The organism is Glutamicibacter sp. PAEs-4, assembly GCF_051161755.1.
Lineage (GTDB): Bacteria > Actinomycetota > Actinomycetes > Actinomycetales > Micrococcaceae > Glutamicibacter > Glutamicibacter nicotianae.
Map to the genome: position 1 here is coordinate 463,153 of NZ_CP195017.1, position 25,566 is coordinate 488,718.

General features: G+C 64.4%; 28 protein-coding genes. 16 read left to right on the top strand and 12 right to left on the bottom strand.

Translation table 11 applies throughout. The features are described 5' to 3' along the window. The first annotated feature begins 388 nt into the window (after nt 1–388). The 3 genes from ACR9WD_RS02235 to ACR9WD_RS02245 are packed head-to-tail and all read left to right on the top strand — an operon-like array spanning nt 389 to nt 2,397. On the top strand, nt 389–1,039 hold the full coding sequence (locus ACR9WD_RS02235) for an alpha/beta hydrolase (RefSeq protein WP_434922627.1): 651 nt from the start codon (nt 389–391) through the stop codon (nt 1,037–1,039). Next, complete coding sequence (locus ACR9WD_RS02240; RefSeq protein WP_434922628.1) at nt 1,036–2,070, top strand: LLM class flavin-dependent oxidoreductase; 1,035 nt, start codon at nt 1,036–1,038, stop codon at nt 2,068–2,070. Before ACR9WD_RS02235 ends, ACR9WD_RS02240 begins: the two co-directional genes overlap by 4 nt. Before the next feature lie 33 nt (nt 2,071–2,103). Continuing rightward, entirely contained in the window at nt 2,104–2,397 is a 294-nt protein-coding gene (locus tag ACR9WD_RS02245) for a hypothetical protein (RefSeq protein ID WP_434922629.1), read from the top strand. On the opposite strand, the gene ACR9WD_RS02250 is transcribed toward ACR9WD_RS02245, so the two are convergent. After that, nucleotides 2,394–3,494, bottom strand: coding sequence for a hypothetical protein (locus ACR9WD_RS02250; RefSeq protein ID WP_434922630.1), 1,101 nt, complete (start codon nt 3,492–3,494; stop codon nt 2,394–2,396). The genes ACR9WD_RS02245 and ACR9WD_RS02250 overlap by 4 nt on opposite strands. Nucleotides 3,495–3,572: 78 nt before the next feature. Here ACR9WD_RS02250 and ACR9WD_RS02255 point away from each other — a divergent pair, with 78 nt between their 5' ends. Beyond that, nucleotides 3,573–4,004: a MarR family winged helix-turn-helix transcriptional regulator gene (locus tag ACR9WD_RS02255; RefSeq protein WP_038992432.1), complete on the top strand. Its 432-nt coding sequence runs from the start codon at nt 3,573–3,575 to the stop codon at nt 4,002–4,004. A gap of 24 nt (nt 4,005–4,028) precedes the next feature. Here the strand turns inward: ACR9WD_RS02255 and ACR9WD_RS02260 are convergent, their stop codons facing one another. The 5 genes from ACR9WD_RS02260 to ACR9WD_RS02280 are packed head-to-tail and all read right to left on the bottom strand — an operon-like array spanning nt 4,029 to nt 6,718. Beyond that, entirely contained in the window at nt 4,029–4,238 is a 210-nt protein-coding gene (locus tag ACR9WD_RS02260; RefSeq protein ID WP_038992430.1) for a DUF1653 domain-containing protein, read from the bottom strand. Between the two features lie 39 nt (nt 4,239–4,277). After that, entirely contained in the window at nt 4,278–4,772 is a 495-nt protein-coding gene (locus tag ACR9WD_RS02265) for a MogA/MoaB family molybdenum cofactor biosynthesis protein (protein WP_038992429.1), read from the bottom strand. Then, nucleotides 4,762–5,238, bottom strand: a complete 477-nt coding sequence (gene moaC, locus ACR9WD_RS02270; RefSeq protein ID WP_434922631.1) for a cyclic pyranopterin monophosphate synthase MoaC — start codon at nt 5,236–5,238, stop codon at nt 4,762–4,764. The genes ACR9WD_RS02265 and moaC overlap by 11 nt, the downstream gene beginning before the upstream one ends. Next, entirely contained in the window at nt 5,231–6,463 is a 1,233-nt protein-coding gene (locus ACR9WD_RS02275) for a molybdopterin molybdotransferase MoeA (protein ID WP_434922632.1), read from the bottom strand. Before ACR9WD_RS02275 ends, moaC begins: the two co-directional genes overlap by 8 nt. Nucleotides 6,464–6,466: 3 nt before the next feature. After that, on the bottom strand, nt 6,467–6,718 hold the full coding sequence (locus ACR9WD_RS02280; protein ID WP_073707444.1) for a MoaD/ThiS family protein: 252 nt from the start codon (nt 6,716–6,718) through the stop codon (nt 6,467–6,469). Between the two features lie 39 nt (nt 6,719–6,757). Here ACR9WD_RS02280 and ACR9WD_RS02285 point away from each other — a divergent pair, with 39 nt between their 5' ends. Further along, nucleotides 6,758–7,930 carry a ThiF family adenylyltransferase gene (locus ACR9WD_RS02285; RefSeq protein WP_434922633.1) on the top strand — a complete coding sequence of 391 codons (1,173 nt, stop codon included), beginning with the start codon at nt 6,758–6,760 and terminating at the stop codon, nt 7,928–7,930. 2 nt (nt 7,931–7,932) lie between these two features. Next, the gene (locus ACR9WD_RS02290; protein WP_223308871.1) at nt 7,933–8,340 is read left to right on the top strand and encodes a molybdenum cofactor biosynthesis protein MoaE; all 408 of its coding nucleotides are present in this window, start codon (nt 7,933–7,935) and stop codon (nt 8,338–8,340) included. Nucleotides 8,341–8,603: 263 nt separating this feature from the next. On the opposite strand, the gene ACR9WD_RS02295 is transcribed toward ACR9WD_RS02290, so the two are convergent. After that, nucleotides 8,604–9,560, bottom strand: a complete 957-nt coding sequence (locus ACR9WD_RS02295) for a helix-turn-helix transcriptional regulator (protein ID WP_434922634.1) — start codon at nt 9,558–9,560, stop codon at nt 8,604–8,606. 104 nt (nt 9,561–9,664) lie between these two features. On the opposite strand from ACR9WD_RS02295, the gene ACR9WD_RS02300 reads away from it, so the two are divergent. Continuing rightward, on the top strand, nt 9,665–10,210 hold the full coding sequence (locus tag ACR9WD_RS02300) for a DinB family protein (RefSeq protein ID WP_434922635.1): 546 nt from the start codon (nt 9,665–9,667) through the stop codon (nt 10,208–10,210). Here ACR9WD_RS02300 and moaA read toward each other — a convergent pair. Further along, a complete protein-coding gene (moaA, locus tag ACR9WD_RS02305) occupies nt 10,207–11,247 on the bottom strand; it encodes a GTP 3',8-cyclase MoaA (RefSeq protein WP_149596259.1) in 1,041 nt (346 codons plus the stop codon). The genes ACR9WD_RS02300 and moaA overlap by 4 nt on opposite strands. 134 nt (nt 11,248–11,381) lie before the next feature. Here moaA and modA point away from each other — a divergent pair, with 134 nt between their 5' ends. From modA to ACR9WD_RS02330, 5 genes are read left to right on the top strand one after another with little or no spacing between them, the layout of a single operon-like run. Beyond that, nucleotides 11,382–12,161 (top strand): molybdate ABC transporter substrate-binding protein, encoded by a 780-nt coding sequence (gene modA, locus ACR9WD_RS02310; protein ID WP_073707449.1) that lies wholly within the window; start codon nt 11,382–11,384, stop codon nt 12,159–12,161. Then, on the top strand, nt 12,154–12,960 hold the full coding sequence (locus ACR9WD_RS02315) for an ABC transporter permease (RefSeq protein WP_121866110.1): 807 nt from the start codon (nt 12,154–12,156) through the stop codon (nt 12,958–12,960). Before modA ends, ACR9WD_RS02315 begins: the two co-directional genes overlap by 8 nt. Beyond that, nucleotides 12,957–13,709: an ATP-binding cassette domain-containing protein gene (locus tag ACR9WD_RS02320; protein WP_121866111.1), complete on the top strand. Its 753-nt coding sequence runs from the start codon at nt 12,957–12,959 to the stop codon at nt 13,707–13,709. Before ACR9WD_RS02315 ends, ACR9WD_RS02320 begins: the two co-directional genes overlap by 4 nt. Beyond that, nucleotides 13,706–14,962: a molybdopterin molybdotransferase MoeA gene (locus ACR9WD_RS02325; RefSeq protein WP_434922636.1), complete on the top strand. Its 1,257-nt coding sequence runs from the start codon at nt 13,706–13,708 to the stop codon at nt 14,960–14,962. Before ACR9WD_RS02320 ends, ACR9WD_RS02325 begins: the two co-directional genes overlap by 4 nt. Then, nucleotides 14,959–15,831 (top strand): NTP transferase domain-containing protein, encoded by an 873-nt coding sequence (locus ACR9WD_RS02330; RefSeq protein WP_434922637.1) that lies wholly within the window; start codon nt 14,959–14,961, stop codon nt 15,829–15,831. Before ACR9WD_RS02325 ends, ACR9WD_RS02330 begins: the two co-directional genes overlap by 4 nt. Nucleotides 15,832–15,896: 65 nt before the next feature. On the opposite strand, the gene narI is transcribed toward ACR9WD_RS02330, so the two are convergent. Genes narI through ACR9WD_RS02350 form a run of 4 tightly spaced genes read right to left on the bottom strand, consistent with a single transcriptional unit; the run spans nt 15,897 to nt 22,709 of the window. Further along, entirely contained in the window at nt 15,897–16,664 is a 768-nt protein-coding gene (narI, locus tag ACR9WD_RS02335; RefSeq protein ID WP_073707452.1) for a respiratory nitrate reductase subunit gamma, read from the bottom strand. Further along, on the bottom strand, nt 16,661–17,359 hold the full coding sequence (gene narJ, locus ACR9WD_RS02340; RefSeq protein WP_073707453.1) for a nitrate reductase molybdenum cofactor assembly chaperone: 699 nt from the start codon (nt 17,357–17,359) through the stop codon (nt 16,661–16,663). The genes narI and narJ overlap by 4 nt, the downstream gene beginning before the upstream one ends. Next, nucleotides 17,356–18,993 (bottom strand): nitrate reductase subunit beta, encoded by a 1,638-nt coding sequence (gene narH / locus ACR9WD_RS02345; protein ID WP_073707454.1) that lies wholly within the window; start codon nt 18,991–18,993, stop codon nt 17,356–17,358. The genes narJ and narH overlap by 4 nt, the downstream gene beginning before the upstream one ends. Beyond that, entirely contained in the window at nt 18,990–22,709 is a 3,720-nt protein-coding gene (locus tag ACR9WD_RS02350) for a nitrate reductase subunit alpha (protein ID WP_434922638.1), read from the bottom strand. Before ACR9WD_RS02350 ends, narH begins: the two co-directional genes overlap by 4 nt. A gap of 215 nt (nt 22,710–22,924) precedes the next feature. Here ACR9WD_RS02350 and ACR9WD_RS02355 point away from each other — a divergent pair, with 215 nt between their 5' ends. From ACR9WD_RS02355 to ACR9WD_RS02370, 4 genes are read left to right on the top strand one after another with little or no spacing between them, the layout of a single operon-like run. Continuing rightward, entirely contained in the window at nt 22,925–24,157 is a 1,233-nt protein-coding gene (locus ACR9WD_RS02355; protein ID WP_434922639.1) for an MFS transporter, read from the top strand. Between the two features lie 3 nt (nt 24,158–24,160). After that, nucleotides 24,161–24,679: an NUDIX domain-containing protein gene (locus ACR9WD_RS02360; RefSeq protein WP_434922640.1), complete on the top strand. Its 519-nt coding sequence runs from the start codon at nt 24,161–24,163 to the stop codon at nt 24,677–24,679. A 38-nt stretch (nt 24,680–24,717) separates the two neighbouring features. Then, entirely contained in the window at nt 24,718–24,873 is a 156-nt protein-coding gene (locus ACR9WD_RS02365) for a hypothetical protein (RefSeq protein WP_162989171.1), read from the top strand. A gap of 53 nt (nt 24,874–24,926) precedes the next feature. Next, entirely contained in the window at nt 24,927–25,469 is a 543-nt protein-coding gene (locus tag ACR9WD_RS02370; RefSeq protein WP_073707457.1) for a YaeQ family protein, read from the top strand. The last annotated feature ends 97 nt before the right edge of the window (nt 25,470–25,566 follow it).

A 25,566-nucleotide genomic window follows, 5' to 3' on the forward strand; every position in this document is an offset into this window, starting at 1 on the left:
TCGCTGTCCAGAATTTTCTGCCGCCGAATTCTTGCGTGAAGTGGGATAGGATACCTCCGGATTCAATGATTCCGCCAAGGCGAATCCCCGAGTTTTCGCATTCGCTTCGGGCCGATTCCGGGCCGGGATTATCTTTGTTGACCAGCAGGTTCGTACTGCTGCCGCGCGGCTCTTGGCAGAGGGTGAGCAGGATCGCAGTGTAGCTCGCTTCAGAAATTCCGAACGGGCCTGGTCGGGTGTATGTGACGAGTTGGATTGAAAAAATTTACTTGTATCTTCAATCAATTCCAGTATGCTTGGACTATGAACATTGCCGGGAAGGCTGCCGTGAAAGCTGAACTTCCGCCTCCGGCACTGCCCCCGGCAACTGATGAGGAGCTGACCTGCCATGAGCAACCTGTTGAGCGATGTGCGTTCTTCCAACTGGGATGACGCCGCGGAATCCGGCGCCGTGCTGGTCTTCCTGCATGGCTTCGGCTCCAATGAGCACGACCTGGCTTCGCTGGCCGAACCGCTGGGCCTTCAATTGCCGTGGGCTTCGCTGCGCGCACCGCTGGAATTGGGCCACGGCGGGGCCGCCTGGTTCCAGCTCACCACACCGGGCGTCCCCGACGCGGCACCGGTGGAAGCGGCCACCGCAGCCATCTGGGCCTGGATCGACGCAAATGCGGACGCCTCCACCAAGATTATTCCGGTCGGTTTCTCCCAGGGCGGGCTGATGGCCAGCCAGCTGCTGCGCACCCGTCCCGAGCGCGTCCTGGCCACCACGATCCTCGGCGGTTTCGTGCTTGGCGGCACCCAGCCAGCCGATGAAATCATCGCCGCCCAGCGACCCGCCGTCTTCTGGGGCCGCGGCACCGAAGACCGGGTCATCGCCCCGGTCGCCATCGAACGGACCGCCGGGTTCCTGCCCGAGCACTCGACCCTGAATGAACGGACCTACCCGGGGCTGGCCCACGGCATCAACATGGATGAGCTGTACGACGTGCGCAGCCATATTTCCGCGCAGCTGGATGCGATGGCGGCAGGCAACGCATGAGCCAGGGCGCGCCCTTTGAAATCGGCATCTTCACCTTCGGGGAATTGACCAGGGATGCCGACGGTAAGCCCATCGATGCGGCCACCAGGATGCGCGACATCCTTGAATGGGCGCGGGTCGCAGACCAGGCCGGACTGGACGTCTTTGGCGTGGGCGAGCATCACCGCGAGGACTTCGCGGTGTCCGTCCCTCCGGTAGTGCTCGCGGCCGCCGCAGCGCAAACCAGGAACATCAAGCTGACCAGCACCGTCACGGTGCTTTCCTCAGCCGACCCGGTACGCGTCTTCGAGGACTTTTCCACCGTGGACCTGATCAGCGGCGGCCGCGCCGAAATCACCGCCGGCCGCGGGGCGTACCTGGAATCCTTCCCGCTCTTCGGCCAGTCGCTGGAACGCTACGACGAGTACTTCGAGGAAAAGCTGGATCTGCTGCTGAAGATCCGCGACGAAAACCCCGTGACCTGGAGCGGCAACACCCGCGCGCCGCTGGATGAGGCGGGGGTCTGGCCTCGTCCGGTTCAGGAGCAACTGCCCATCTGGGCAGCCGTAGGCGGCACGCCGGCCTCGGCGGTGCGTGCCGGCCGGCTAGGGTTGCCGCTGTACCTGGCGATCCTCGGCGCACCTGAACGCTTCGGGCCACTGGCCCAGCTCTATCGCCGTGCCACGCACGAAGCCGGGCGCGAGCCAGGACGCATCGGGGTAACTTCGCACTTCTATGCCGAGGAAACCTCGCAGGGCGCCCGGAACAGCTTCTACCCGCATTACAGCTCCTACATCGGGCAGAACATGCCGCGTGCAGGATTTCTGGATCGCGAATCCTTTGAGGCATGGGCCTCCCCGCGCGGGGCGCTCTTTGCCGGCAGCCCGGCAGAAATCGTGGACAAGATCCTGTGGGAGCACGAGATCCTGGGCCACACCCGTTTCCTGGCGCAGGTGGGTCTGGGCGGCCTGTCGCAGGTGCGGACCTTGCGTTCCATCGAGCTGCTGGCCACAGAAGTCCTGCCACAGGTGCGCGCCGCGCTGGGCAAATAGCGCCGGCAGCAAGGCGGCGGCTAGCCTAGAAGCATGCACGCAGTAGAGAAACGCCTGCGCGAGATCCGGCAAGCCATCTCGAATCTGCGCGAGGCGGCGGCAATGGACGGCGATGCGCAGCGGGCGGGCGTGGCACAGTCGCTCGGCGAGCTGTTCGGGCAGGTCTCGACCCGTGAGGAATTGCGTGCCGCTGCGGCGCAGGCGATGCGGCACTACCAAGGCGGCATGGGATCATTCCAGGATGCCGGCACCCCGGCGATGGGTGATGCGGTCGACGGACTGCGGCGCGCGCTGGCCAAAGCACGATCAAGACTGCCTGCCGGCTAGGCCGCGACAGCCTCTTCGACGTCCTGGATCGCGGCATGCTCGTTCGCGATGCGGGTTCTGCGCACGCTCCAGGCGTGGGTCAGGATCACCAGCAGGATCCCGGGAATGAGCCACAACAGCAGCCGCAGGATATCCATGCTAATGGACTGCTCGGGAAAGTAGACCAGGGTCTGCACAGCATGCAGCCACCCTGCGCCATTCCAGAACGAGTTCAGTGCACCATAGAAGCCGGGCTGCATCTGGGGCTGGAAGATGCCGCCGGAGCTCGTGAAGTTCAACGCGACGAAGCATAGCGTCAGCACTGGGGTGGTCCAGTGGCGCAGCAGCGGATGCAGGCCCAGACCCAGCAAGGTGATGCCGGAGGCATAAATCCAGGAAGTCAACCAGATGCCCGTGAACCGGGACTCGATGATCCCGTAGACCGGGCCTGCGATGATCACTGCGATCGTGGCAACCACTGCGGCGGCGACCGCCGCCAGGACCAGGCGCACCGGCAGCTTGACCTTGCCCATGAACCCGGCCAGCGGAACGGCGCTGGCATAGCCGCCAATGCTCAATGCAACCAGCAGGAAGAACAGGCCCTGCCCGGTGGTGTCCTGCGCTCCCGTGGGCACGACATCCTCGATGCGCAAGGGCAGGTCCTGCTCATAGGCCACGTCCATGAAGATCTTCTGGGCGATATTCGCCGACGTTTCCGATGCTGCGCTGGAAATGTACAGCGTTGCGGTGCCGTTGCCTGTTTCGTAGGCGGCCGCGAGCTCGCGCTGTCCGACCAGTTTCCGAGCCTGCGCGGCATCAGCGACGGTGCGCACTCCCAAGGCGCCGTCGGATTCATCCTGTAAGGTTTGGGCGAAGACCTTGGACTGCGCGGAACCGCCGACGACTGCTACCTGCACGTTGTGCGGACTGGGCGCATGGAACGCGCCCAGATAGAACAAGCCCATGATTGCGCACAGGAAGAACGGGATCAGCATGGTCAAGGCCAGCTTTCCCCAGCCCAGCGATGCCCGCTTGGGTGCAGGGGACGGCTTTGCGTCCACGGAGACGGTCTGCGTGGAGTCGGAGGATGGGCGCGGGGTGGTGTCGGTGAGAGTCATCAGCACCCAAGAATACTCTTAATGTTGCATGATGCAACTTTAAGATTCCGATGAAGCCCTGGGTACTAGACTCGGTACATGGGCAAGGAACAGCGCGAAGCCGACATCCAATCGATTTTCCACCACATGCAACTGATTACCCGGCGGGCAAATTCGCGCTCCCGCCAGCTGGCCGAGCCGTTGACGCTCGTGGAGCATTCCCTGCTGCGCTTCATTGCCGATACTCCCGGAACCCGGGCTACCGACATTGCCGAGGCATTCTCGCTGAACCGGTCGACAGTTTCCCGGCAAGTGGGCACGCTGCTGGAGTTGGGATACATCGCCTATGACGCTGCCGAATCAGGGCGCGGGCGCGTACTGGAACTGACTGAGCTGGGAAGCGATCGGCTTCAGGCATCCGCCGCAGTGCACCGCGCCGCGGTAGCCGACCGCCTGGATGGCTGGAGCGAAGAGCAGATCTCCACCTTTGCCGAAGCCTTGGCACGCTATAACGAGGCCGACTCGCAGTAGAGCCAGGGAATTCCGCGACCGGACCTATGCGATCCTGGCGAACCGCGGTCCGCTGTAGCCGTCGCGTTCAACGTGTTCCGCGAACATTTGAAGCGGCCGGGCCCAGAAGCTGTAGTCATCGTAGAGCTTGCGGTAGAAGACCAGCGGCTCTTCGGTCTCGCTGTGCTTTCCCACGGCCAGCACCTCATAGCGCTGTCCCTTGAAATGCTGGTAGATGCCGGGTTCGATGCTCACCGTGGCGGCCTTTCTGGTCAATTGGGATGCAGGAAAACTTCAGCGCGAGCCGTGCCCGGCACCGACGCCGCTGCGCTGGGCCAGCAGGTGCTCAAGGATCGGTTCCAGGACCGCCAGCCCGTCCTTCACTCCGCCGGTGGATCCGGGCAGCGTGATCACGAAGCTGCTGCCAGCGAATCCTGCCACCCCGCGGGTAATGATGGACATCGGGGTTGAGGCCTCTCCGCGCCGGCGGATGGCCTCGATGATACCGGGCAGCTGGACATCGAGCAGCGGGGCAACCATTTCGGGGGATTGGTCATCGGGCGAGACCCCGGTCCCGCCGGTGACGATCACTACCTGGCTGCCATTGGCCAGCAGCTCATCCACGGCGAAACGCACCGGCTGCCCGTCGGCTACCACCGTCGGTTGCCCGGTGTCGAAACCGCGCTCGGACAGCCACCGGGTGATCAGCGGGCCGGTCTTGTCTTCTGCTTTGCCGGCCGCGGCGCTGGTCGAGGCGACCACCACCGCCGCTGTGCGGCTAGTCTCCACGAACCCAGTCCCCGCTCTTGCCTCCGGACTTGGACAGCACCTTCACCGAGCGGACCTCGGCGTGCTTGTCCACGGCCTTGACCATGTCGTAGAGGGTCAGCGCGGCGACACTGGCGGCGGTCAACGCTTCCATCTCCACTCCGGTGACACCCTTGGTGGTCACCTGGGCGGTGACGCGCACTGCGGATTCCTCGGCGGTGAAATCAATGGACACTTTGGAAATCGGCAGCGGATGGCACAGCGGGATCAGTTCCCAGGTCCGCTTGGCCGACATGATGCCGGCGATGCGTGCGGTGCCCAGCGCCTCGCCCTTGGGCAGGTCTCCGGTCATCAGCATCGGGATGACATCCGGGCGGGTGGCAAAGATGGCCTCCGCGGTAGCCACGCGCTTGGTGACCGCCTTGTCGCTGACGTCGACCATGTGGGCGCTGCCGTCTTCGCGCAGGTGGGTGAGTTTCTCAGACATTCATGCTCCAAGTTTCAATGCTTTGGCCGGCGGCCAGCTGGCTGACGCCTACCGGGATGTGCACCAGCGCGTCGGCGCGTGCCAGGTCGTGCACCAGATGGGATCCCGGATCCAGGATGGTGACCTGGCCATCGCGGATCACTGCCCTGCGCACCTGGTGCTTGTGCTCGGGGGAGCTGGCATCGGATGCCAGCAGGTACTGCTCGGGCCGAGGCTCGGGCAGGCCATTGAATTCCCGCAGCAGCGGAACCAGGAACAGCTCGGCCGAGAGCAGCGCGCTGACCGGGTTGCCCGGGAAGCAGAGCACCACTGCGTCGTCCAGCTGCGCATAGCCCTGCGGGCCGCCGGGCTGGATGGCCACGTGGTGGAAGTTGCCGCCGCGTTCGGCCAGGGCTTGGCGGACCACCTCGTAGGCGCCGGCGCTGATGCCTCCGACGGTCACGATCAGGTCCACTTCTGCCTGCAGCTCGTCGATGGCCGCGACGAAGCCTTGCGGATCATCGGGCAGCTGGATGGTGCGGACCTCGACCTGGTGCCGGCGCAGCAGGGCCGCGAGCATCGGCGAATTGGCATCCGGGATCTGCCCTTCGGCCAGCTGGCCATTGCTCAGCTCATCGCCGGTGGTGCACAGCGCCACCTTCAGGGCGCGGCGCACTGGGATTTCGGTCAGCCCGCTGGAAGCCAGGGCCGCGATCATTGCAGGGGCCAAGCGGGTGCCGGCCGGTGCCACGAGGGCGCCTGCTGCCAGATCCACGCCGGCCGGGCGGATGAAGCGCCCTTCGGGACTCGGCGCGGTGAATGCTGCCTGGCCGCTGGGAGTGCCGTGGCCGCAACGCACGAGTTCGGGAAAGGTTCCGGCGGCGCTTTCCTCCACGGGTATGACGGTGTCGGCTCCGGCCGGGATCATTGCGCCGGTCATCACCGGGCTGGCGGTGCCCGGCTGCAGCTCCAGCTGCGGGTCCCCAGCGGCGGCGGTGAAGCCCAAGGGCAGGGAGACCGGGGCATCGGGTGCCGCGGACAACAGATCTGCGCTGCGTACGGCGTAGCCGTCCATCTGGGAATTCGTGAACGCGGGGATGGGAAGCACGGCGAAGGTGTCCTCGCTGGTGATCCGGTCGCACAGCTGCTCGCTGGTTACGGGCAGCCATTGCGTGCCCAGCGAATCGAAGACCGGTTTGAGCAGGCTAGCCAGCTCGGCGCGATGGTTTTCAAGGGTGCAGGTCATGGGCTATCCGCCTGCAAAAGGCGGCAGCACGTCCACGGTGAGCTCCCCGGTCGGACCCAGCTCGCCGGCATCGCGGCGCACCACACCGTTGACCAGGAAGCTTCCGGCACGCAGCACCTGGGCCATCTCGGTCCCGTGGGTGTCGATGAGCTGCGTGCGCAGCTGCGCCAGGGTTTCCGGCCGATCCCAGGTTTCCTGCTCGGTGCCCGCCGCCGCCGCGGCGGCAGCGAAGTAGCGTATCGTGATCTTCGACATGACTTCATGCTATCGCGCTAGAGCGAACAGGACACGATGATGAGCGAAGGCTACTTCCCAGCCCTAGTCGCACCCGGTGCGGAACTCAGCGGCGAACAGGCTAAGCGGGCCGCACGCCAGCTCTCGTTGCCCGGATTCGATGAGGTATCCCAGCGCCGTTTGGCCGCCGCCCGCGTGCTGGTGATCGGCGCCGGAGGCCTGGGCAGCGCCTGCATCCCGTATCTGGTCGGGGCGGGGGTAGGCACCATTGGCATCGTGGATGACGACGTGGTGGAACTGTCCAACCTGCATCGCCAGGTCACCCATACCACCGCGAATATCGGCAAATCCAAGACCGCGTCGCTGGCCCAGGCGGCCACCGCGCTGGATCCGAACGTAAAGATCATCGAGCACAACCTGCGCCTGGATTCCTCCAATGCGCTGGAGATCTTTGCGAATTATGACCTCGTGATCGACGGCAGCGACAACTTCCCGACCCGTTACCTGTCCAATGATGCTGCGCAGCTCACCGGCATCCCGCTGATCTGGGGATCCATCCTGCAGCACCACGGTCAGGTCTCCGTGGCCTGGCATGAGCAAGGTCCGGGCTACCGCGATCTCTTCCCGGTTCCTCCAGCCCCGGGCACCATCCCGGACTGCGCGGCCGGGGGAGTGCTGCCCGGATTATGCGGAACCATCGGTTCGCTGCTCGCCACCGAAGCACTGAAGCTCATCGCGGGACTGGGCCAGCCGCTGGTGGGCAAGGTGCTGATCTATGATGCGCTGGCCGCCAGCACCCGCACCCTGGAGTACTCCCGCGACCCGCAAGCCCCCGAAATCTCCGGGCTGATCGACTACGTGCTCTTCTGCGCCGGATCGCTGCCGGAGGCCGAATCCGTCGGCGCCGAAGCGCTCGCCGACGCACTGGCCGGTGCGGATGCGCCGGTGCTGCTGGATGTGCGCAACGAGGACGAACGCGCACAGCAGCATATTGCAGGGTCCCTGCACCTGCCGTTGCCCCAGCTGGAAGCGGCGATCGAATCCGGTGCCGAGCTGGAACAGATCCCTAAAAACGTCACCGTGTACTGCGCACGCGGACCGCGTTCGCAACGCGCGGCATCCTTGCTCGCCACACGAGGCATCAAGGCAAATTATCTTGACGGCGGGTTGCCGGCCCTGGCCGAAGTTGCCCCGAACTTGCTAGCAGAACCAGCAGACATTGAAGGAGCTTGAGCATGAGCTACGCACTGATTACCGAAGAACCGATCGATGAAGCTGCGGTGAAGGCTGCCGTGGAATCCGATACATCGGGAGCCTTGGTGATGTTCCATGGCATCATCCGCAACCATGATGGCGGCCAGTCGGTGAATTCCTTGGATTACTCCCACCACCCGCAGGCACAAGAGTTCCTGGAAAAGATCATCGCCGAGGAAGAAGAACGCACTGGCCTGAAGCTCTCAGCAGTGCACCGCGTAGGACCTTTGGCCATCGGAGATGCGGCGCTGGTGGCGGCCTCGGCTGCAGCGCACCGCAAGGAAGCCTTCGATGCCATCGAGAACCTGGTGGAACGCATCAAGGCCGAGGTGCCGATCTGGAAAAAGCAGCACTTCACTTCCGGCAGCTCCGAATGGGTGGGGCTTTAACAATTCGGTTGGTTCCGTGCGCTAGCACGTGGAGATCCGGACTTCGCGGGGGCGTGGCCATGGCCAGCTTCGAAAGCAATTAATCTTGGCAACGGCGCAATTGAATCGACCAGCAGCCGAGCCAAGTCACCAGGTTGACGCTTCACGGTTCAACAAGCCCACGTTTCGTGGTCTGTTCATTGCGCGCGGCTTCCAAGCCAGCGAGCAATCGTACGGCATTTTTCGGCGAGCACAGCAGCTAGCTGGTTTCGACAGGTGGAATTCTACGTGCCAGGCTCTTGTGCAAGTCTGGCCGACCATTCCGACAGCAACTCCCGCAATTCCGCGGGCTGCACCTCGCTGACCGGTGCTTCGCTCAGCGCCAGCCCGAAAGCCGCCCACCGCAAATCGGCATTCTCGGTGCGCACCATGCAACTGCGGTCATCGATCGGATCGATCTCGAACCACCGGCCAATGAGGGGTGCCAGCGCTTTCGCGCTGGAGTGCACCCGTGCGCTGACTGGTTGCACTCCGGAGCCGCGCAGCCCATTGCGGACAAACTGGGCTGCATCGCCGCCGGGGATCTGCCGCGGCGCAAAGCGCAACGCCCGCGGATCTGCGTTCTCGGCGCGGTCCACGCGGAAGCTGCGCCAATCATCGCGATCCAGATCGAAGGCCACCAGGTAGTAGCGGTTGCCGACATTCACCAACTGGGCCGGCTCGACCCTGCGCGAGCTCGCAACTCCCTTGGCATCCTTGTAGTCGAAGGCGATTCGTTCATGGTCGCGGCATGCCTGGGCAAAAGCCACCAGAACTGCCGGGTCCACGGAATCAGGTGAGGAAGTCGGGGAGTTCAGCGGGACGGTGCTGGAAGCCAGCGCTTGCACCCGCTGCCGGAGCTTGGAAGGCAGCACCGGGACCACTTTGGACAGGGCACGCAGCCCCGCCTCCGCAAGCGCATCCTCGCCGCCGTGGACCGTCGACTGCAGTCCGACAACCAGCGCGACCGCTTCCTCGTCGTCAAGCACCAACGGAGGCAGTGCGGCGCCAGAAGACAGCTGGTAGCCGCCGCCCACACCGCGATCCGCCTGCACCGGGTAGCCCAAGTCGCGCAACCGGTCGATGTCGCGGCGAACGGTGCGCAGGCTGACGTCCAAGCGTTCAGCCAGCTCGTCCCCGGACCAGTAGCGGTGGGTCTGCAGCAGGGACAGCAAACGCAGGAATCTGGTGCTGGTACTCATGCAACAAGTCTGCCTTGATTTAGGACAAAAAATGGCACTTTTGGCTTCTACTCTGGTTACTACCAGCTGGAAATACCCGCTGCAGCTTATGCCAGGAGGAAACCATGAGCACCATGGCCAACACCAACACCACCCTCACCGGGGAACGCGCCGACCTGTTCCTGGCCCTTGCCAATGCCCGGCATTTCCTGCGGTTCACCACCCAGAACCTCAGCGATGAGCAGGCAGCCACTCGAACCACCGCCAGCGAGCTGACCCTCGGCGGGCTGATCAAGCATGTGACCGGAGTCGAGCAGCAATGGCAGGAATTCATGGTCAAAGGGCGGGCCGCCATGGCCTGGGACGGCATTGACTTCTCCGAACCGACCTCGGAGATGATCGAAGCCTTCCAGAACGAATTCAGCATGCAGCCACACGAGACGTTGGACGAGCTCCTGGAAAACTACGCCCTGGTAGCCGAGCGCACCGATGCCCTGCTGGCAGAAATCGATCTGGACACGGTTTACGAATTGCCCTCTGCCCCGTGGTTCACCGACACGCACTGGTCGGTGCGCCGCACTTTGCTGCACATCATTGCGGAAACCACCCAGCACGCCGGGCATGCGGACATCATTCGCGAATCCTTGGACGGGCAGAAATCGATGGGCTAGCCCCCGATGTAGGACATCTCGATGCGCTTGCGGTTCCCTGGGGTAAGCGCGGCCCTCAGCTCGGAGTAATTGTCGTCGCGCTTGCGCCAGTGTCCGGCCAGTGCGTTGGCCAACTCCTCATCGCTGATGCCGTCGCGCATCAGGGCGCGCAGGTCATAACCGGAGCCGGCGAACAGGCAGGTGTACAGCTGGCCTTCGGCCGAGACCCGGGCGCGCGAGCAATTGCCGCAGAAGGCATTGGTGACACTGGAGATCACGCCGATTTCCCCGGCGCCGTCGGTGTAGCGCCAGCGGTTGGCGGTTTCACCCGGCTCGGTCTTGCTGACCGGTTCCAGCGCCCAGCGCTTATTGACCATGGCCACAACCTCGGAAGAAGGCAGCACCTCGTCCAGCTTCCAGCCGTTGGTGGTGCCCACATCCATGTATTCAATGAAGCGCAGGATCGCACCGGTGCCGCGGAAATGCTCGGCCAGCGACAGGATCTCCGAATCGTTGACCCCGCGCTTGACCACCGTATTGATCTTCACCGGACCCAGGCCCACCTCTTGAGCCACATCTATGGCGTGCAGCACCCGGGACACAGGGAAATCCACGTCATTGATCGCCTTGAACTTCTCGTCATCCAGAGAATCCAGCGAGATGGTGACACGGCGCAGCCCCGCGTCCTTGAGCTTCTGGGCCATGACCGGCAACGCCGAGCCGTTGGTGGTCATCGCCAAATCCACCGGCTGTCCCTCGGGGGTCTTCAGCTTCGAAAGCATGCTAACCAGGTCCACGATTCCGCGGCGCAGCAGCGGCTCGCCTCCGGTCAGGCGCAGCTTGGTGACCCCCAGCGAAACGCTGATACGAGCCAGCCGCTCGATTTCCTCGAAGCTGAGCAGCTCGGAGCGCTCGCGGAAGACGAAATCGCGCCCGAAGATCTCCTTGGGCATGCAATACACGCAGCGGAAATTGCAGCGGTCAGTCACCGAGATCCGCAGGTCGTGCAGGGGCCGTCCACGGGCATCGCCCAGAGCGCCGGCCGCTTGTGCTTTCATACTCTCCACAGTAGCTTCCGGCATCCTCGCGTGGAAGACGGTTAACCTGAAAGTAACAAATCAGCTACGCAAATGGATCGGCATGGCAGGTGCGACGGTAGCATTGGCACCAGCCCCGATTTCAAGGAGAACCCATGCAGCACCGCCCTTTCCCACGGTTCCGAGCCCTTGCCGGGCTGGCGGTGGCCGTGCTGGCGGTGGCGGGCTGTTCGGCCAGCACCCCATCCGAGGATGCAGCAGCCGAACCCATCACCATCTCCGCGGCGGCCTCCCTGCAAAGCGCCTTCGAGCAGATCTCCGAAGAATTCAGCGCAGAACACCCGGAGGTGCAGATTTCCAGCATCTCCTACGACGGCTCCTCGACCCTGGCCACGCAGATCCTCGAAGGCGCCGACGTGGACGTCTTTGCCTCGGCCGATGAACGCAACATGTCCGAGGTAACCGAGGCCGGGTTCGGCCACGAGCCGGTGATCTTCGCCAGCAACACCCTGGTGATCGCGGTGCCGCAGGACAACCCGGCGGATATCGATTCGCTCGATGACCTGGCGCAGGCCACCACGGTGCTGTGCGCGCAGCAGGTGCCATGCGGCTCGGCCTCCCGCCAGCTGCTCGAAGACCAAGGGGTTCAGGTGACCCCGGCCAGCGAGGAGCAGAACGTCACCGCGGTGCTGCAGAAGGTGGCCGCCGGTGAAGCGGATGCCGGGCTGGTCTACGCCACCGATGTGCTCAACGAAGAGAACGTCGCCTCGATTGTCCCGGACGGAGCCGAGGACGTAGTGAACACCTATCCGATTACGACGCTCGGCGAGAATCCCGGCGCGCAGGCGTTCATGGATTTCGTGATCAGCGAGCGCGGCCAGCAGATCCTTGCCGAGCACGGCTTCGGCACCGGCGCTGAGCAGGCCAATGGCTAGCGATACCGGGGTACGGGTTCCCGGCTTCGCCATCGCGCCGGCCCTGCTGGGCGTCGGGCTGCTGGTGCTTCCGCTGCTGGCGCTGATCACGCGCGCCAGCTGGTCCACGCTGGTGGACGATGCAACCAGCCCCCAGGCCCTTTCGGCGCTGTGGCTGAGCCTGCGCACCGGGGTGGCGGCCACCGTGCTGTGCGTGCTGCTTGGCGTGCCGCTGGCGGTGCTGATGGCCCGCAGCCCGACCCGGATAGCCCAGCTGCTGCGCGCGCTGATCGCCGTCCCGCTGGTGCTGCCGCCGATGGTTGGCGGCGTCGCCTTGCTCTTCCTCTTCGGACGCACCAGCCCCATCGGCGAATTCATCGATTCCCTGTGGGGGATCACCCTGCCCTTCTCCACCGCGGCGGTGGTCATCGCCCAGAGTTTCGTGGCCCTGCCCTTCCTGGTGCTCTCCGTGGAGGGCTCGCTGCGAGCCGCCGGGGCCGGCTACGAGCAAGCCGCCGCCACCCTGGGTGCCGGACGCTGGATGGTGCTCACCCGCATCACCTTGCCGCTGGCCGCCCCGGGCCTGGTAGCCGGGGTGATCCTGTGCTTCGCGCGGGCCATCGGCGAATTCGGGGCCACCGCGCTGTTCGCCGGCAACGCGCCAGGCATTACCCAGACCATGCCGCTGGCCATCTACACCGCATTCAACGGGGCCGGCACCGGACGGGATTCCGCGGTCGCCCTGTCGCTGCTGCTGCTGGCCACCGCCGTGGTGGTGCTGCTGCTGGTGCGCGCCTGGCGTCCGGGGGCGTTGAAATGACACTGGAGGTTGTCCTGCGCGTGCCGCGCACCGGATTCGACGTGGATGTCGAATTCCAGGTTCCTGCCGGCAGCACGCTGGCGATGATGGGCCCCAGCGGCTCAGGCAAGTCCACCATCGTGCATGCCATCGCCGGGATCCAGAAGATTGCCGCCGGGCGCATCGAGCTCTCCGGCACCGTGCTGGCCGATGCGAAGCAGCACCGCCCGCCGCACCTGCGCGAGGTCGGCCTGCTGGGCCAGGACCCGCACCTGTTCCCGCACCTGGATGCTCTGAAGAACATCGCCTTCGGCGCCCGGGCCGGGGGACTGGACAAGGCTGCCGCCAAGGCCGCGGCCGCCGAATGGATCGCGCGGCTGGGCTTGGAAGAAATAGCCACGCACCGGCCCGAGGCCCTCTCCGGCGGCCAGCGCCAGCGCATCGCGCTGGCGAGGGCCTTGGCCGCCGCGCCCAAGATCCTGCTGATCGACGAGCCGTTCGCTTCGCTGGATGTCGAAGCGGCCATGGACATGCGTGCCCTGGTGCGCGAAGAGCTGGAACGCACCGGAACCAGCGCCATTGTCGTCTCGCATTCGGCCGCCGACGCCCTGGCGCTCGCCGATGACCTGCTGGTGCTGGAGCGCGGAAGAATCATTGCGCAGGGAACGGTGCAGCAGGTTTTCGCTGAACCTGCCAACCGCTTCGTTCGTGCGGTGGCGGCCACCTTGCCAGCACAGCATCCGATGAGCATCCAGGAAGAGCAACCATGAGTACCGGCATCCAACCAGTCGAACTTGAAGTGCACCGTGAGCGGCTTTTGTCGCAGGTTGTGCCGTTGGCCCCGCGGCAGATCGAGGTGGCGGGAGGCTTCGCCGCCCTGCACGGTGCGGTGCTGGCCGAGGATGTGTGCTCCACGCATCCGTTGCCGTTATGGGACAACTCGGCAATGGACGGCTATGCGGTGCGCTCGGTGGATACCGCTGCAGCGCCGGTTGCGCCGGTTGCGCTGGACGTCATTGGCGAAGTGCCGGCCGGAAGCGGCTGGGACCCGAAACTGGAACCGGGCCAGTGCGTGAAGATCATGACCGGTGCCCCGATACCGTCCGATGCCGATGCGGTGGTGCGTATCGAGGACACCTCAGCCGCGGTGACCGGCTGGGATGCGGATACAGTGCAGATCCACGTGCCGGTGCAGCCGGGCAAGGACCTGCGCCGCCGCGGCGAGGACAAGGCCGCCGGCCAGCCGGTGGCCCATGCCGGCGAGCAGCTCACCGCCGCCCGTCTTTCGGCCCTGGCGGCCGCCGGGGCCAGTCGCTTGCCGGTGCGCACCGCTCCCAGGGTGGCGGTGCTGATCACCGGAGCGGAATTGCTTGAACCCGGCACAGCGCTGTCGCGCGGGCAGATCCCGGAAACCAACTCGCTGCTCATGGCAGGGCTGCTGGCCGAATCCGGCATCCAGGCAACCACCGTGGTGCACTGCGTGGATGACACCGCAGCGGTACGCGAACAGCTTGAGGTGCTTGGATCAACCCATGATGTCGTCCTGAGCACTGGGGGAGTCGGCCCGGGCGCCTATGACGTGATGCGCCAGGTGCTGGATGCCGAACCCGGGGTGCAGGCGGCCCGGGTGAAGATTCGCCCCGGCCAGCCGCAATGCGCTGGACGCTTGCAGGCTGGCGCGATGGTCTTCGCCCTGCCCGGAAACCCGGTCAGCGCAGCGGTCAGCTTCGAATTATTCGTGCGCCCCTGCCTGCGGGCCATGCAAGGGCACCGCGAGGTGCTGCGCCCAACCTTGCGCGCCATCGCCGCGGTGGGCTGGAAAGCGGCGGCCGGACGCCTGCAAGTCATTCCCGTCGTCTTCGAACACGGGGAACAACTGCGGTGCGCCCCGGCAGTCCAAGCCAGCAGCATCTCCCACTCGGTGGGCGGCTTCGGCGCCGCCGAAGGCTATGCACTGGTTCCGGCTGGCGTCGACCGGGTCAACCCGGGCGATGAGGTCGAAGTACTGAGGATGGTTCCATGAGCGCCGCACAGCTTCCCGGCTTCAACGCCCTGGTGCTGGCCGGCGGCAGGGGTACGCGTCTCGGGGGCGAGGCCAAGGCCGAAATCCAGCTGCACGGCCAGCGCCTGGTTGACCGCGTGGTTGCCGCGGCCCGCAAATCCGGCGCACGACGGGTGGTTGTGGTTGGCCCGGAATCCACCGGTACCCAAGCCGATTCAGTCGTCCGGGAGGACCCGCCATTTGCCGGTCCGCTGGCGGGAATCGCCGCTGGACTTGCCGAACTTGCTGGCAGCGCCAACGCGGAATGGACTATGGTTTTGGCCTGCGACCTGCAACGCCCGGTCGCTGTGGCCAGCGCGCTGCTGACGGGCTTCGGGCAACGCGGAGCCGATGGCCTGCTGCTGGTTGACGCGGAAGGACACACCCAGTGGCTGGCAGGAATCTACCGCACTTCGGCACTGGCGGCCATCTGCGCCCAGCTGGGCGCGGACCTGGTCAATGCCCCGGTGCGCCGGGCTTTGAATCAGCTGCAGTTGGCGCGGGTGCAGGTGGATGATGGAATCAGCAGTGACATAGATACGCCGCAGGCGCTGGAAAGCGCCCGCATGAACCGAAGGGAAGCCATGGCACAGCATCTGCCGCCAGAAGCATTGAACGATTGGCTGGAAGCAGCCGCCAAGGAATTGGGCTTGGACTCCGGCGAGGTGGACATCGCCACCGTGCTTGATGTTGCCAAGCATGTAGCCCACGAGGTCGCCCGGCCGGCAGCCCCGCTGAGCACCTTCCTGCTCGGACTGGCCATGGGCAGCGGCAAGGGTGAGCTTTCTGGCTTATCCGAGCAATTGATCTCGCGCGCCCACCGCTGGGCTGACGAGCACCCGGACGAATAGCCTAGTCCGGCTGCTCGCAGCCTCCCCGGAATCGCAATTCTCCGGACAGCCGGCAACCCGCGGTGCTACCGGCTGCGCCGGCCGCGGGTCTGCGGCGGCGTGGTGATTGGATCCCAGCCGCGGCGGATCGGACGGCTGCCGGCGCCACGGGAATCATCCCGCGAGCGGTACACGATGTAGGGGCGGAAGAAGTACGGGATCGGCGCCGAGAACACGTGCACCAGCCGGGTGAACGGCCACAGCGCGAACAGCAGGCAAGCGGTGATCACATGCAGCTGGAAGAAGAGCGGCACCTCCAGCATCATTTCCGGGTGCGGCTGGAAGATGATCATCTGCCGGATCCACGGCGAGATCGATTCGCGGTAGGAATAGCCTGGCCCGAAGACCTGGTACACGACCGTCGCCAAGGTGCCGAAGAACAGCGTGGCTCCCAGGAACACGTACATGATCTTGTCCATCGGGGTCGTGGCGAGGAAGACCGGGCCCACCGTGCGGCGGCGGTAGATCAGGATCGCCAGGCCGGCCAGCGTCAGGATGGCCGCCGCGGTACCGAGCCAGGTGGCGCCGAGGTGGTAGATGTGCTCGTTGATCCCGATGGCGTACAGCCATTCGCGTGGAATCAGCAGGCCGACCACGTGCCCGGCGATCACCATCAGGATGCCCAGGTGGAACATGGGCGAGCCCCAGCGTAGCAGCCGGTTCTCATAGGTTTGGCTCGACCGCGTGGTCCAGCCGAATTTGTCGTAGCGGTAGCGCCAGATATGGCCGACGATGAACACCACCGCGCAGGCATAGGGCAGCACGACCCAGAGCAGAATCGCTGACGTACTCATCCGTTCCCCCTCGGGCTAAATGGCGGAAGATTTCCCAGGAAGGACAATCCGACGGTTTCCGTCGGCGGTCCCTCGCTGACCAGGGCCAGCACCCGTTCCTGGGTTTCCTGGTCGACTGGCGGCAAGGACAGGGTGACGCAGCGGACCAGCGGCGCCCAGTGGCTGTCCATGGATTCCAGCGCCGCGCGCAGCACCTCGATGCCCTCGATGTGCGCCGCGAGCAGTGCCTCGGCGATCGGGTCATCGCTGCGTGCGGAGAATTCCAGCACGGCCGGCAAATAGTCCGGCAGCTCCTCGGCCTCGAATTCCCAGCCCGCGGCCCGGTAGGCCTCGATGAAGGTCACCAGCGCGGTGCCGCGCTTGCGGGTATCCCCGGTGGCGAAATAGCTCAGGTACAGGCTGCACTTGCGCTTCAAATCGAAGGTCTGCACGTAGCGGCGCTGCACCTCGGCGGCACCCAGCTCGGTGGAGGCATCGATGAATTCGGCCAGCAGGCCGGCCAGCGGCTTCGGCACCGCACCCAGATGGCGCTCCAGCTCCGGCAGCCGGGCGAACCATGCAGCGTCCGGGTAATCCAGCAGCAGGGAGACCAGCATGTGCACCTGGGCGCGTTCCCCGCGGGCCATGGGAACCGGTTCGAGGGCGCCCGGCAGCCGGCGGCGCGGGGTGCCCCGGTTGAACAGTCGTGGAATCACTTTTCATCCTCCGGTGGAAAGAGTCCCTCGGGCCGGCCGTTGCCGTCCCAGTTCAGCAGGTTCACGCGTCCCGGGCTGGAAGGCCGGTCCGCGGTCTGCCGGTTCTTCAGCGAGTGGAAATTCTCCACCGCCACCGGCACCGACTCGCCCGACGAGGAGCCGAACGGGCCTGCCCCGCCCATGCCGGGGCCGCCCTCGAAGTCCAGCGAGCAGCCCATTTCCTCCAGGTCGTGCGCCTGCTCGGCGTGGGCCGGCGGGATCACGTAGCGTTCCTCGTACTTGGCGATGGCCAGCAGCCGGTACATTTCCTCCATGGCCGGCCCGTCCATTCCCACCGCCAGCGCGATTGACTCGTCACGGACATCATCCAGCGAAACGCCGCGCATGTAGGAGCGCATGGCTGCCAGCTTGCGCAGGGCCAGGTCCACCGGGGCGGTGTCCCCGGCGGTGAACAGCTCGGCCAGGTAGCCGATCGGGATGCGCAGCTTGTCGATGGCGGCGAAGAGGTTGTTGGCGTCCTCGCCGTCGTTGCCGGTATTGGTGACCACGTCCACTACGGGGGACAGCGGCGGGATGTACCAGACCATCGGCATGGTGCGGTACTCAGGGTGCAGCGGCAAGGCCACCTGGTAGTCGCGGATCAGCTTCCAGATCGGGCTAGCCTGGGCGGCGGCGATCCAGTCTTCCGGGATGCCTTCGGCGCGGGCGGCCTCGATGACTGCCGGGTCGTTCGGGTCCAGCAGGACATTGCGCTGGGCGTCGAGCAGCTCGTGCTCGTTCTTGACGCTGGCCGCGGCGGCTACCGCGTCGGCATCGTAGAGCACCAGTCCGAGGTAGCGCAGGCGGCCTACGCAGGTTTCGGCGCAGACGGTCGGCAGCCCGACTTCCACGCGCGGGTAGCAGAAGGTGCACTTCTCGGCCTTGCCGGTGCGGTGGTTGAAGTAGACCTTCTTGTACGGGCAGCCGGAGACGCACATCCTCCAGCCGCGGCAGGCGTCCTGGTCCACCAGCACGATCCCGTCCTCGGCCCGCTTGTACATCGCGCCCGAGGGGCAGGAGGCCACGCAGGAGGGGTTCAGGCAGTGCTCGCAGATGCGCGGCAGGTAGAACATGAAGGCCTTCTCGTATTCGGCCTTCACCTCTTCGCTCATCTTGGCCAGCAGCGGATCCTGGTCCATGGTCTCCAGCGAGCCGCCCAGGTTGTCGTCCCAGTTCGCCGACCAGCCGATCTTCATGTCTTTGCCGGTGAGCAGCGACTTCGGGGTGGCTACCGGGGTGTGCTCGCCGGAGGGCGAGTTCAGCAGCATGTCGTAGTCGTAGGTCCACGGCTCGTAGTAGTCGTGGATCTCGGGCAGCTTCGGGTTGGAGAAGATGCGGCTGATCTTCTTGAAGCGCCCGCCATCGCGCAGGGTCAGCCGGCCGCGCTTGTTCAGCGTCCAGCCGCCGCGCCATTTCTCCTGGTCCTCGTAGGTGCGCGGGTAGCCCACGCCGGGACGCGTCTCGACATTGTTGAACCAGACGTACTCCACGCCGGTGCGGTTGGTCCATGCCTGCTTGCACGTCACGGAGCACGTATGGCAGCCGATGCACTTGTCCAGGTTCATCACCATGGACATCTGGGCCATGACTTTCATCGGTACTGCACCTCCTGGTTGCGGCGGCGGATCGTGGTGACCTCGTCGCGCTGGTTTCCGGTGGGTCCGAGATAGTTGAACGCCCAGGCCAGCTGGCCGTAGCCGCCAATCAGGTGGCTGGGCTTCATCAGGATGCGGGTCAGCGAGTTGTGGATGCCGCCGCGCTTGCCGCTGGTTTCCGCGATCGGCACATCCACCGTGCGGTCCTTGGCGTGGTACATGTACACCGTGCCCTCGGGCATGCGGTGCGAGACGATCGCGCGGGCCACCACCACGCCGTTGCGGTTGTAGGACTCGATCCACTCGTTGTCCTTCACCCCGATCTTCGCCGCGTCTTGCGGGGACATCCAGATGGTGGGCCCGCCGCGGGAGAGCGAGAGCATGAACAGGTTGTCCTGGTACTCGGAGTGGATGGACCACTTCGAGTGCGGGGTCAGGTAGCGCACGGAGACCTCGGCATTGCCCGACTCATGCTGGCCGGTGGCGCCCAGCTTGGCGTCGTTGAACAGCCGGTGCATGTCCAGCGGCGGCCGGTAGACCGGCAGCGACTCGCCCAGTTCCTGCATCCAGTCGTGGTCCAGGTAGAAGTGCATCCGCCCGGTCAGCGTGTGGAAGGGCTTGAGCTGCTCGACGTTGATCGCGAACGCGGTGTAGCGCCGGCCGCCGTGCTCCGAGCCGGACCACTCCGGTGAGGTGATGACGCTGCGGGGCTGGACCTGCACATCGTGGAAGGAAATCCGCGAGCCCTCATGCTCCTCGGCCAGGAAGGCCAGCTTCTGCCCGGTATGCTCTTCGAGCTGCTTGAAGCCCGCGGTGGCCAGGCGCCCGTTGGAGGTGCCGGAGAAGGCGAGGATCATTTCGCAGGCCTTCTTGTCGGTGTCCAGCAGCACCGCGCCGGTGGCCGAGACCCCGTTGGCGTGCTTGAGCGCCTCGATCTCAGGCCCCACGCGGTAATTGATGCCCTTGGTGACCATGCCCAGTTCCTGCGTCAGGGGACCTAATGTGCTCCATTGCCGGTAGAGGTTCGGGTAGTCGCGTTCCACGACCTTCAGCTTGGGCATGCTCAGTCCCGGAACCAGCGGAGCGCCCTGCGCCACCTTGCCCTTGACGGTGGCCATGGCATCGGGGGTGTCATGCTGCAGCGGGGACGCCACCAGGTCCTTGCGCACACCCAGGTGCTTGGCGGAGTACTCGCCGAAGCGCTTGGCCATGGACCCGAACAGCTCGAAGTCGGTCTTCGTCTGCCATGGAGGAGCAATGGCCGGGTTGAAGGAGTGGATGAACGGATGCATGTCCGTCGAGGACAAATCGTATTTCTCGTACCAGGTGGCCGCCGGGAAGACCAAGTCGGAGAACAGCGTCGTGCTGGTCATCCGGAAATCCGCGGTGGCCAGCAGATCCAGCTTGCCTTCCGGCGCCTCATCGTGCCAGGCGATGTCCGCCGGGCGGTGGCCAACGGCAGCTTCCGGGGCGCGTACCGACGCATCGGTGCCCAGCAGGTGCTTGAGGAAGTACTCATTGCCCTTGCCGGAGGAGCCGAGGATGTTAGCCCGCCAGATCAGCACGACCCGCGGGAAGTTCTCCGGGGCGTCGGGGTCCTCGCAGGCGAAGGACAGCGAGCCGTCGTTCAGCGAATCGACGACATGCGCCGCCGGATCCTTGCCGGCCGCTTCGGCCTCATCCACCAGGTCCAGCGGATTGCGGTTGAAGGTCGGGTAGTCCGGCATCCAGCCGCGCTTGATCGACTCGACCAGGCAGTCCGCGGTGGTGCGCCCGTCGAATTGGCCCTTGGCCAGCGGCGAGGCCAGCTGGTTGGCCGGCAGGCCGTCGTAGCGCCACTGGTCGGTTGCCAGGTACCAGAAGGCGGTGCCGATGGTGTGGCGCGGCGGGCGGTTCCAGTCTCCGGCCGAAGCATATTGCTGGTAGCCGGTGAGCGGGCGGACCTTTTCCTGGCCCACATAGTGCGCCCAGCCGCCGCCGTTCACGCCCTGGCAGCCGGTCATCATGGTCAGCGCCAGGAAGGTGCGGTAGATCGTGTCCGAATGGAACCAGTGGTTGGTGCCGGCACCCATCAGGATCATCGAGCGGCCGCCGGATTTCTCTGCGGTATCGGCGAATTCGCGGGCAATGCGGATGGCCTGCTCTGGCGGGACCCCGGTGTGCTCTTCTTGCCAGGCCGGGGTGCCGACGGTGGAGGCGTCCATGAAATCAGTTGGCCACTGGCCGGGAAGGGATTCGCGGCCCACACCATACTGGGCGAGCATCAAATCGAAGACCGTGGTCAGCGTCTTGCCGGCAAGCTGCACCACCGGGACACCACGCTGCACGACGCCCGAGCCTCCGGCATGCTCCTGGCCGGCCTCCGGGGCCAGATCGAAGCGCGGCAGGCTGATTTCTGCCGTTGCGCCATCCCAGCTTTCCAGGTCCATGACCGACAGGGCAGGGGTGATATCGCCCAGGTCCAGGTTCCACTGCCCCTTGTCCTTTTCGGAGTAGCGGTGGCCCAGGGTGCCGCGCGGAACCCGGGCGGTGCCATCCATGTCCAGCAGGGCAGGCTTGAAGTCGGCGTTCTGTTCCTCGGACATCCCGAGGTCGGTGGCGGTGAGGAACTTGCCAGGCACCGGGGTGCCGGTGGCCGCATCGATTTCCACCAGGAACGGGGAATCGGTGAAGCGCAGCATGTAGTCCTCGAAGGCCTTGGTGCGCTTGTCGACGTAGTGCTCCTTGAGGATCACATGCCCCATGGACAAGCCCAACGCCGCATCGGTACCGGGCTGCAGGGCCACCCATTCGTCGGCGAACTTGGTGTTGTCCGTGTAGTCCGGTGATACCGTGACCACCTTGGTGCCCTTGTAGCGAGCCTCGGCCATGAAGTGCGCATCCGGGGTGCGGGTCACCGGCACATTGGAGCCCCACATGATCAGGTACTGCGAGTTCCACCAGTCGGCCGATTCCGGCACGTCGGTCTGGTCGCCGAAGACCTGCGGGCTGGCGACCGGAAGATCTGCGTACCAATCGTAGAAGGAGAGCATGGTGCCGCCGACCAGATTCATGTAGCGCGAGCCGGCCCCATGGGAGACCATCGACATGGCTGGGATGGGGGAGAAGCCTGCAATGCGGTCCGGCCCGTACTTCTTCACCGAATAGACCTGCGCCGCACTGGCGATTTCCAGTGCTTCATCCCAGGTGGTGCGGATCAGCCCGCCCTTGCCGCGGGCCTTCTTGTAGCGCTTGGCCTTGGCAGGGTCCTCGACAATCGATGCCCAGGCATCGACCGGATCCGGGTGCTCCTGCTTCGCGCTGCGGTACAGCTCGGCGAGCACATCGCGGATGTAGGGGAAGCGCACGCGGGTCGGGGAGTAGGTGTACCAGCTGAACGCCGCGCCACGCGGGCAGCCGCGCGGCTCGTATTCGGGGGAGTCCGGGCCAACCGAGGGATAATCGGTCTGCTGCGTTTCCCAGGTGATGATCCCGTCTTTGACGTAGACCTTCCAGGAGCAGGAGCCGGTGCAGTTCACCCCGTGGGTCGAGCGCACCACCTTGTCATGGGACCATCGGTCCCGGTAGAAGACATCGCCCTTGCGCCCTCCCTGGAGGAACATGGCACGCAGGTCGTCACTGGTGTCACCGCGGCGCAGGAACTTTCCCATCGAAAGCAGTGAATCAGCAACCGGTCCATCAGTGGCAGGCTGTGTGTGGTTTGGACTATCGCTCATTGCCGGATCTCCTCCAACTGTGGCTAGTATCCCTAGCTTCGTCTTTTGGATCGCGAGTTTCAAGAGTATTTTCCAGAATTATCCGTTAATGTTTTTCCCTGTCATTCGGTAAATAATTAACCGGATCAACTCTTCCAATTCCGTGATGGAGAGGAATAGACTACTGGCTTAAAAGGCTCTTCGACGTTACTTGAACCGTGCGACCAGGGGGTCCAATGAGCGCAGGATCTGACGCAAACACCACTGTGAATGAGCCCGATTTGCGGGGAGGATTCTTCCAACTGCTGCTGGCCACCTTCGCAAGCGCCGTGGGCTTCTGGGCATGGATGCTGATTTCACCGATCCAGCGTTTCTATGCCGAGGAGATGGATCTGAGCGAGGGACAGGTGTCCCTGATGCTGGCAACACCGGTGCTCGTAGGCGCTATCGGACGCATTTTCACCGGTGCGCTGACCGACCGCTTTGGTGCCCGGAAAATGTTCACCGCCGTGCTGCTGGCGACGATTCCGGCGGTGCTGCTGGTGGCGCTCGCCGGCAGCATAGGCAGTTTTGCGCTGCTGATTATCGCAGGAACCTACCTTGGTGTTGGCGGTTCGATCTTTGCAGTGGGCGTCCCCTTCGCCAGTGCCTGGTATCCGGCCAATAGGCGCGGCTTCGCCAACGGCATCTTTGGCATGGGAATGATTGGCACCGCCATTTCGGCCTTCCAGACACCTCGTCTGCTGCAAGATTTCGGCTACTGGGGAACCCACCTGTTTCTGGCCGGTCTTCTGCTCGCCGCCGCGATCCTGGTGTGGTTCTTGATGCGCGAGTCTCCGGCATGGAAGCCGAGCAGCCAACCGCTGTTCCCGAAGGTTTTCGGTGCATTGAAGCTGGCTATTACGTGGGAAATGTCCTTCCTCTACGGAATAGTCTTTGGCGGTTTTGTCGCATTTTCGACCTTCTTGCCCAAATACCTGATGACCATCTACCCGGAGAATGTCGACCCGATCGGTGCCGGTACCCGTACGGCGTTGTTCGCTGTGGCCGCAGTGATTGCTCGACCTGTCGGCGGCGTGCTGGCCGACAAATTCGGTCCGAAAGTCATTGCGCTGATCTCGCTGGCCGGCATCGTTTCGCTCGCCTATATTGTTGGACAGCAACCTGCTGAAGGCATCCTGACCGGTGTTACCTTCATCTTGATGGCTTCGGCCATGGGCCTTGGAATGGGCGCGGTCTTTGCTTGGATAGGCCCGTCGACACCTCCGGAAAAGGTTGGCGCCGTTTCCGGTGTCGTGGCGGCTGCCGGTGGCCTGGGCGGTTACTTCCCGCCGCTGGCCATGGGCGCCACCTACCATGCCGAATCCAACTCCTACGCTTTAGGTCTCTGGCTGCTGGTGCTCGTGGGAACTTTCGCCTTGGTGGTTGCCGGCATGCTGCGCGGCACCAGGGCCCGTGATGGAAAATGAATCGTGGAAGAACAAGCAGCGTTATTTGATGAGCACGGGCACGTAATCGGGCAAGCCCCGCGCTCACGCGTCAGAGCGGAAAATCTGCGTCATGGCGCTACCGGGATTCTGGTGTTCAACCCGCAGGGCGAGGTCTTTGTGCATCAGCGCACGATGAGCAAAGACGTGTACCCCGGACTCTTCGATTTCACCGCTGGCGGTGTGATTCAAGCAGGCGAAGATCCCGACGAATCAGCAATACGCGAAGCCCAGGAAGAATTGGGCATCGACAGTGAGCTCGTGCGCTTGGAACCAGAGAACTACGCAGATGCGCATACCCGGTACCGGGCTTTTCGGTATTGGACGGTTGCCCGCGGGGAGCTCAGCCTGCAAGCTGAGGAAGTCGCTAGCGGACGCTGGATGGAGCATCGTGAGCTGCTGGCAGACATTGAGCGGAATCCCGGCAGCTATATGCCCGATGCTGTTGAGCTCTTTGGCCAATGGCTCAAAGACCTGGATGGAAAGTTCCCACCTGCTGGATAGATCAATCATTTGCGCGCTGGGTCAGTTAGGGTCTAGTTATGAAAACCCTGTTCATTGTTTACGCGATCCTTTTTGCTGCGTTTTCGATACTATCAATTGGCGGGAATCTGCTGGTTGGCATAGTTGCAGCCGTGGCCAGCTTGTCTTCGCTGGCAGGTTTCTTCGTAGTTCGAAGCCGCGGGGCGAAAGCCTAGAAAGCCGGCTGCTCGTCGGACGGGCCATGGCATTCGCGGTAAACTCGATGACTATGGCTATCGGCGCGACTATGCACACCTTTGAAATCCAGCTTGCTGATGTGGATCGCGGGGTGTACGAGGATCTTTCCCTGCGGGTTGCGCAGCACCCTTCGGAAACCGATGCCTATCTGGTTACCCGCGTGCTGGCATACTGCCTCGAATACGAGGAAGGCATCTCCTTCTCGGCCGGCGGAGTTTCCACCGGGGAAGAGCCTGCCATCTTGGTCAAGGATCTGACCGGCCTGATCACCGCGTGGATTGAAGTGGGTGCTCCTGATGCCCAGCGGCTGCATACGGGAAGCAAGCGGGCAGGGCGCACCGCCGTCTACACGCATCGCGACCCTGCCAAGCTTCTGGCCTCCTGGCGTGGAAAGACGATCCACCAGTCGGAACAGATCATGGTGCGTTCCTTCGACCCCCAGTTCGTCGATGCGGCAACCCAGGCACTGACACGCCGCAACACCATGTCCGTCTCGGTGACCGAGGGGCAAATCTATCTTGAATTGAATGGAACGAATCTGGAAACGCAGTTCAGCTTGCATGAGATTGAGTAGCAAAGGTTAATCTCTGATTTAGCTCAGTGTGCCGCCGCCGTCATCAGCGAGCGGAAGCATGGCCGGTGTACATCAATGACACCAACGGAAGAGCTCC

Bases quoted from the DNA above. Each gene is read 5' to 3' on its own strand.
- ACR9WD_RS02365 (WP_162989171.1), top strand. From the start codon at position 24,718: ATGAAAACCCTGTTCATTGTTTACGCGATCCTTTTTGCTGCGTTTTCG.
- ACR9WD_RS02320 (WP_121866111.1), top strand. From the start codon at position 12,957: ATGACACTGGAGGTTGTCCTGCGCGTGCCGCGCACCGGATTCGACGTG.
- ACR9WD_RS02300 (WP_434922635.1), top strand. From the start codon at position 9,665: ATGAGCACCATGGCCAACACCAACACCACCCTCACCGGGGAACGCGCC.
- ACR9WD_RS02315 (WP_121866110.1), top strand. From the start codon at position 12,154: ATGGCTAGCGATACCGGGGTACGGGTTCCCGGCTTCGCCATCGCGCCG.
- ACR9WD_RS02245 (WP_434922629.1), top strand. From the start codon at position 2,104: ATGCACGCAGTAGAGAAACGCCTGCGCGAGATCCGGCAAGCCATCTCG.
- ACR9WD_RS02275 (WP_434922632.1), bottom strand. From the start codon at position 6,463: ATGACCTGCACCCTTGAAAACCATCGCGCCGAGCTGGCTAGCCTGCTC.
- moaC (WP_434922631.1), bottom strand. From the start codon at position 5,238: ATGTCTGAGAAACTCACCCACCTGCGCGAAGACGGCAGCGCCCACATG.
- moaA (WP_149596259.1), bottom strand. From the start codon at position 11,247: ATGAAAGCACAAGCGGCCGGCGCTCTGGGCGATGCCCGTGGACGGCCC.
- ACR9WD_RS02325 (WP_434922636.1), top strand. From the start codon at position 13,706: ATGAGTACCGGCATCCAACCAGTCGAACTTGAAGTGCACCGTGAGCGG.
- ACR9WD_RS02280 (WP_073707444.1), bottom strand. From the start codon at position 6,718: ATGTCGAAGATCACGATACGCTACTTCGCTGCCGCCGCGGCGGCGGCG.
- ACR9WD_RS02370 (WP_073707457.1), top strand. From the start codon at position 24,927: ATGGCTATCGGCGCGACTATGCACACCTTTGAAATCCAGCTTGCTGAT.
- ACR9WD_RS02330 (WP_434922637.1), top strand. From the start codon at position 14,959: ATGAGCGCCGCACAGCTTCCCGGCTTCAACGCCCTGGTGCTGGCCGGC.
- narH (WP_073707454.1), bottom strand. From the start codon at position 18,993: ATGAAAGTCATGGCCCAGATGTCCATGGTGATGAACCTGGACAAGTGC.
- ACR9WD_RS02255 (WP_038992432.1), top strand. From the start codon at position 3,573: ATGGGCAAGGAACAGCGCGAAGCCGACATCCAATCGATTTTCCACCAC.
- narI (WP_073707452.1), bottom strand. From the start codon at position 16,664: ATGAGTACGTCAGCGATTCTGCTCTGGGTCGTGCTGCCCTATGCCTGC.
- ACR9WD_RS02290 (WP_223308871.1), top strand. From the start codon at position 7,933: ATGAGCTACGCACTGATTACCGAAGAACCGATCGATGAAGCTGCGGTG.
- ACR9WD_RS02295 (WP_434922634.1), bottom strand. From the start codon at position 9,560: ATGAGTACCAGCACCAGATTCCTGCGTTTGCTGTCCCTGCTGCAGACC.
- ACR9WD_RS02240 (WP_434922628.1), top strand. From the start codon at position 1,036: ATGAGCCAGGGCGCGCCCTTTGAAATCGGCATCTTCACCTTCGGGGAA.
- modA (WP_073707449.1), top strand. From the start codon at position 11,382: ATGCAGCACCGCCCTTTCCCACGGTTCCGAGCCCTTGCCGGGCTGGCG.
- ACR9WD_RS02350 (WP_434922638.1), bottom strand. From the start codon at position 22,709: ATGAGCGATAGTCCAAACCACACACAGCCTGCCACTGATGGACCGGTT.
- ACR9WD_RS02285 (WP_434922633.1), top strand. From the start codon at position 6,758: ATGAGCGAAGGCTACTTCCCAGCCCTAGTCGCACCCGGTGCGGAACTC.
- ACR9WD_RS02235 (WP_434922627.1), top strand. From the start codon at position 389: ATGAGCAACCTGTTGAGCGATGTGCGTTCTTCCAACTGGGATGACGCC.
- ACR9WD_RS02250 (WP_434922630.1), bottom strand. From the start codon at position 3,494: ATGACTCTCACCGACACCACCCCGCGCCCATCCTCCGACTCCACGCAG.
- ACR9WD_RS02355 (WP_434922639.1), top strand. From the start codon at position 22,925: ATGAGCGCAGGATCTGACGCAAACACCACTGTGAATGAGCCCGATTTG.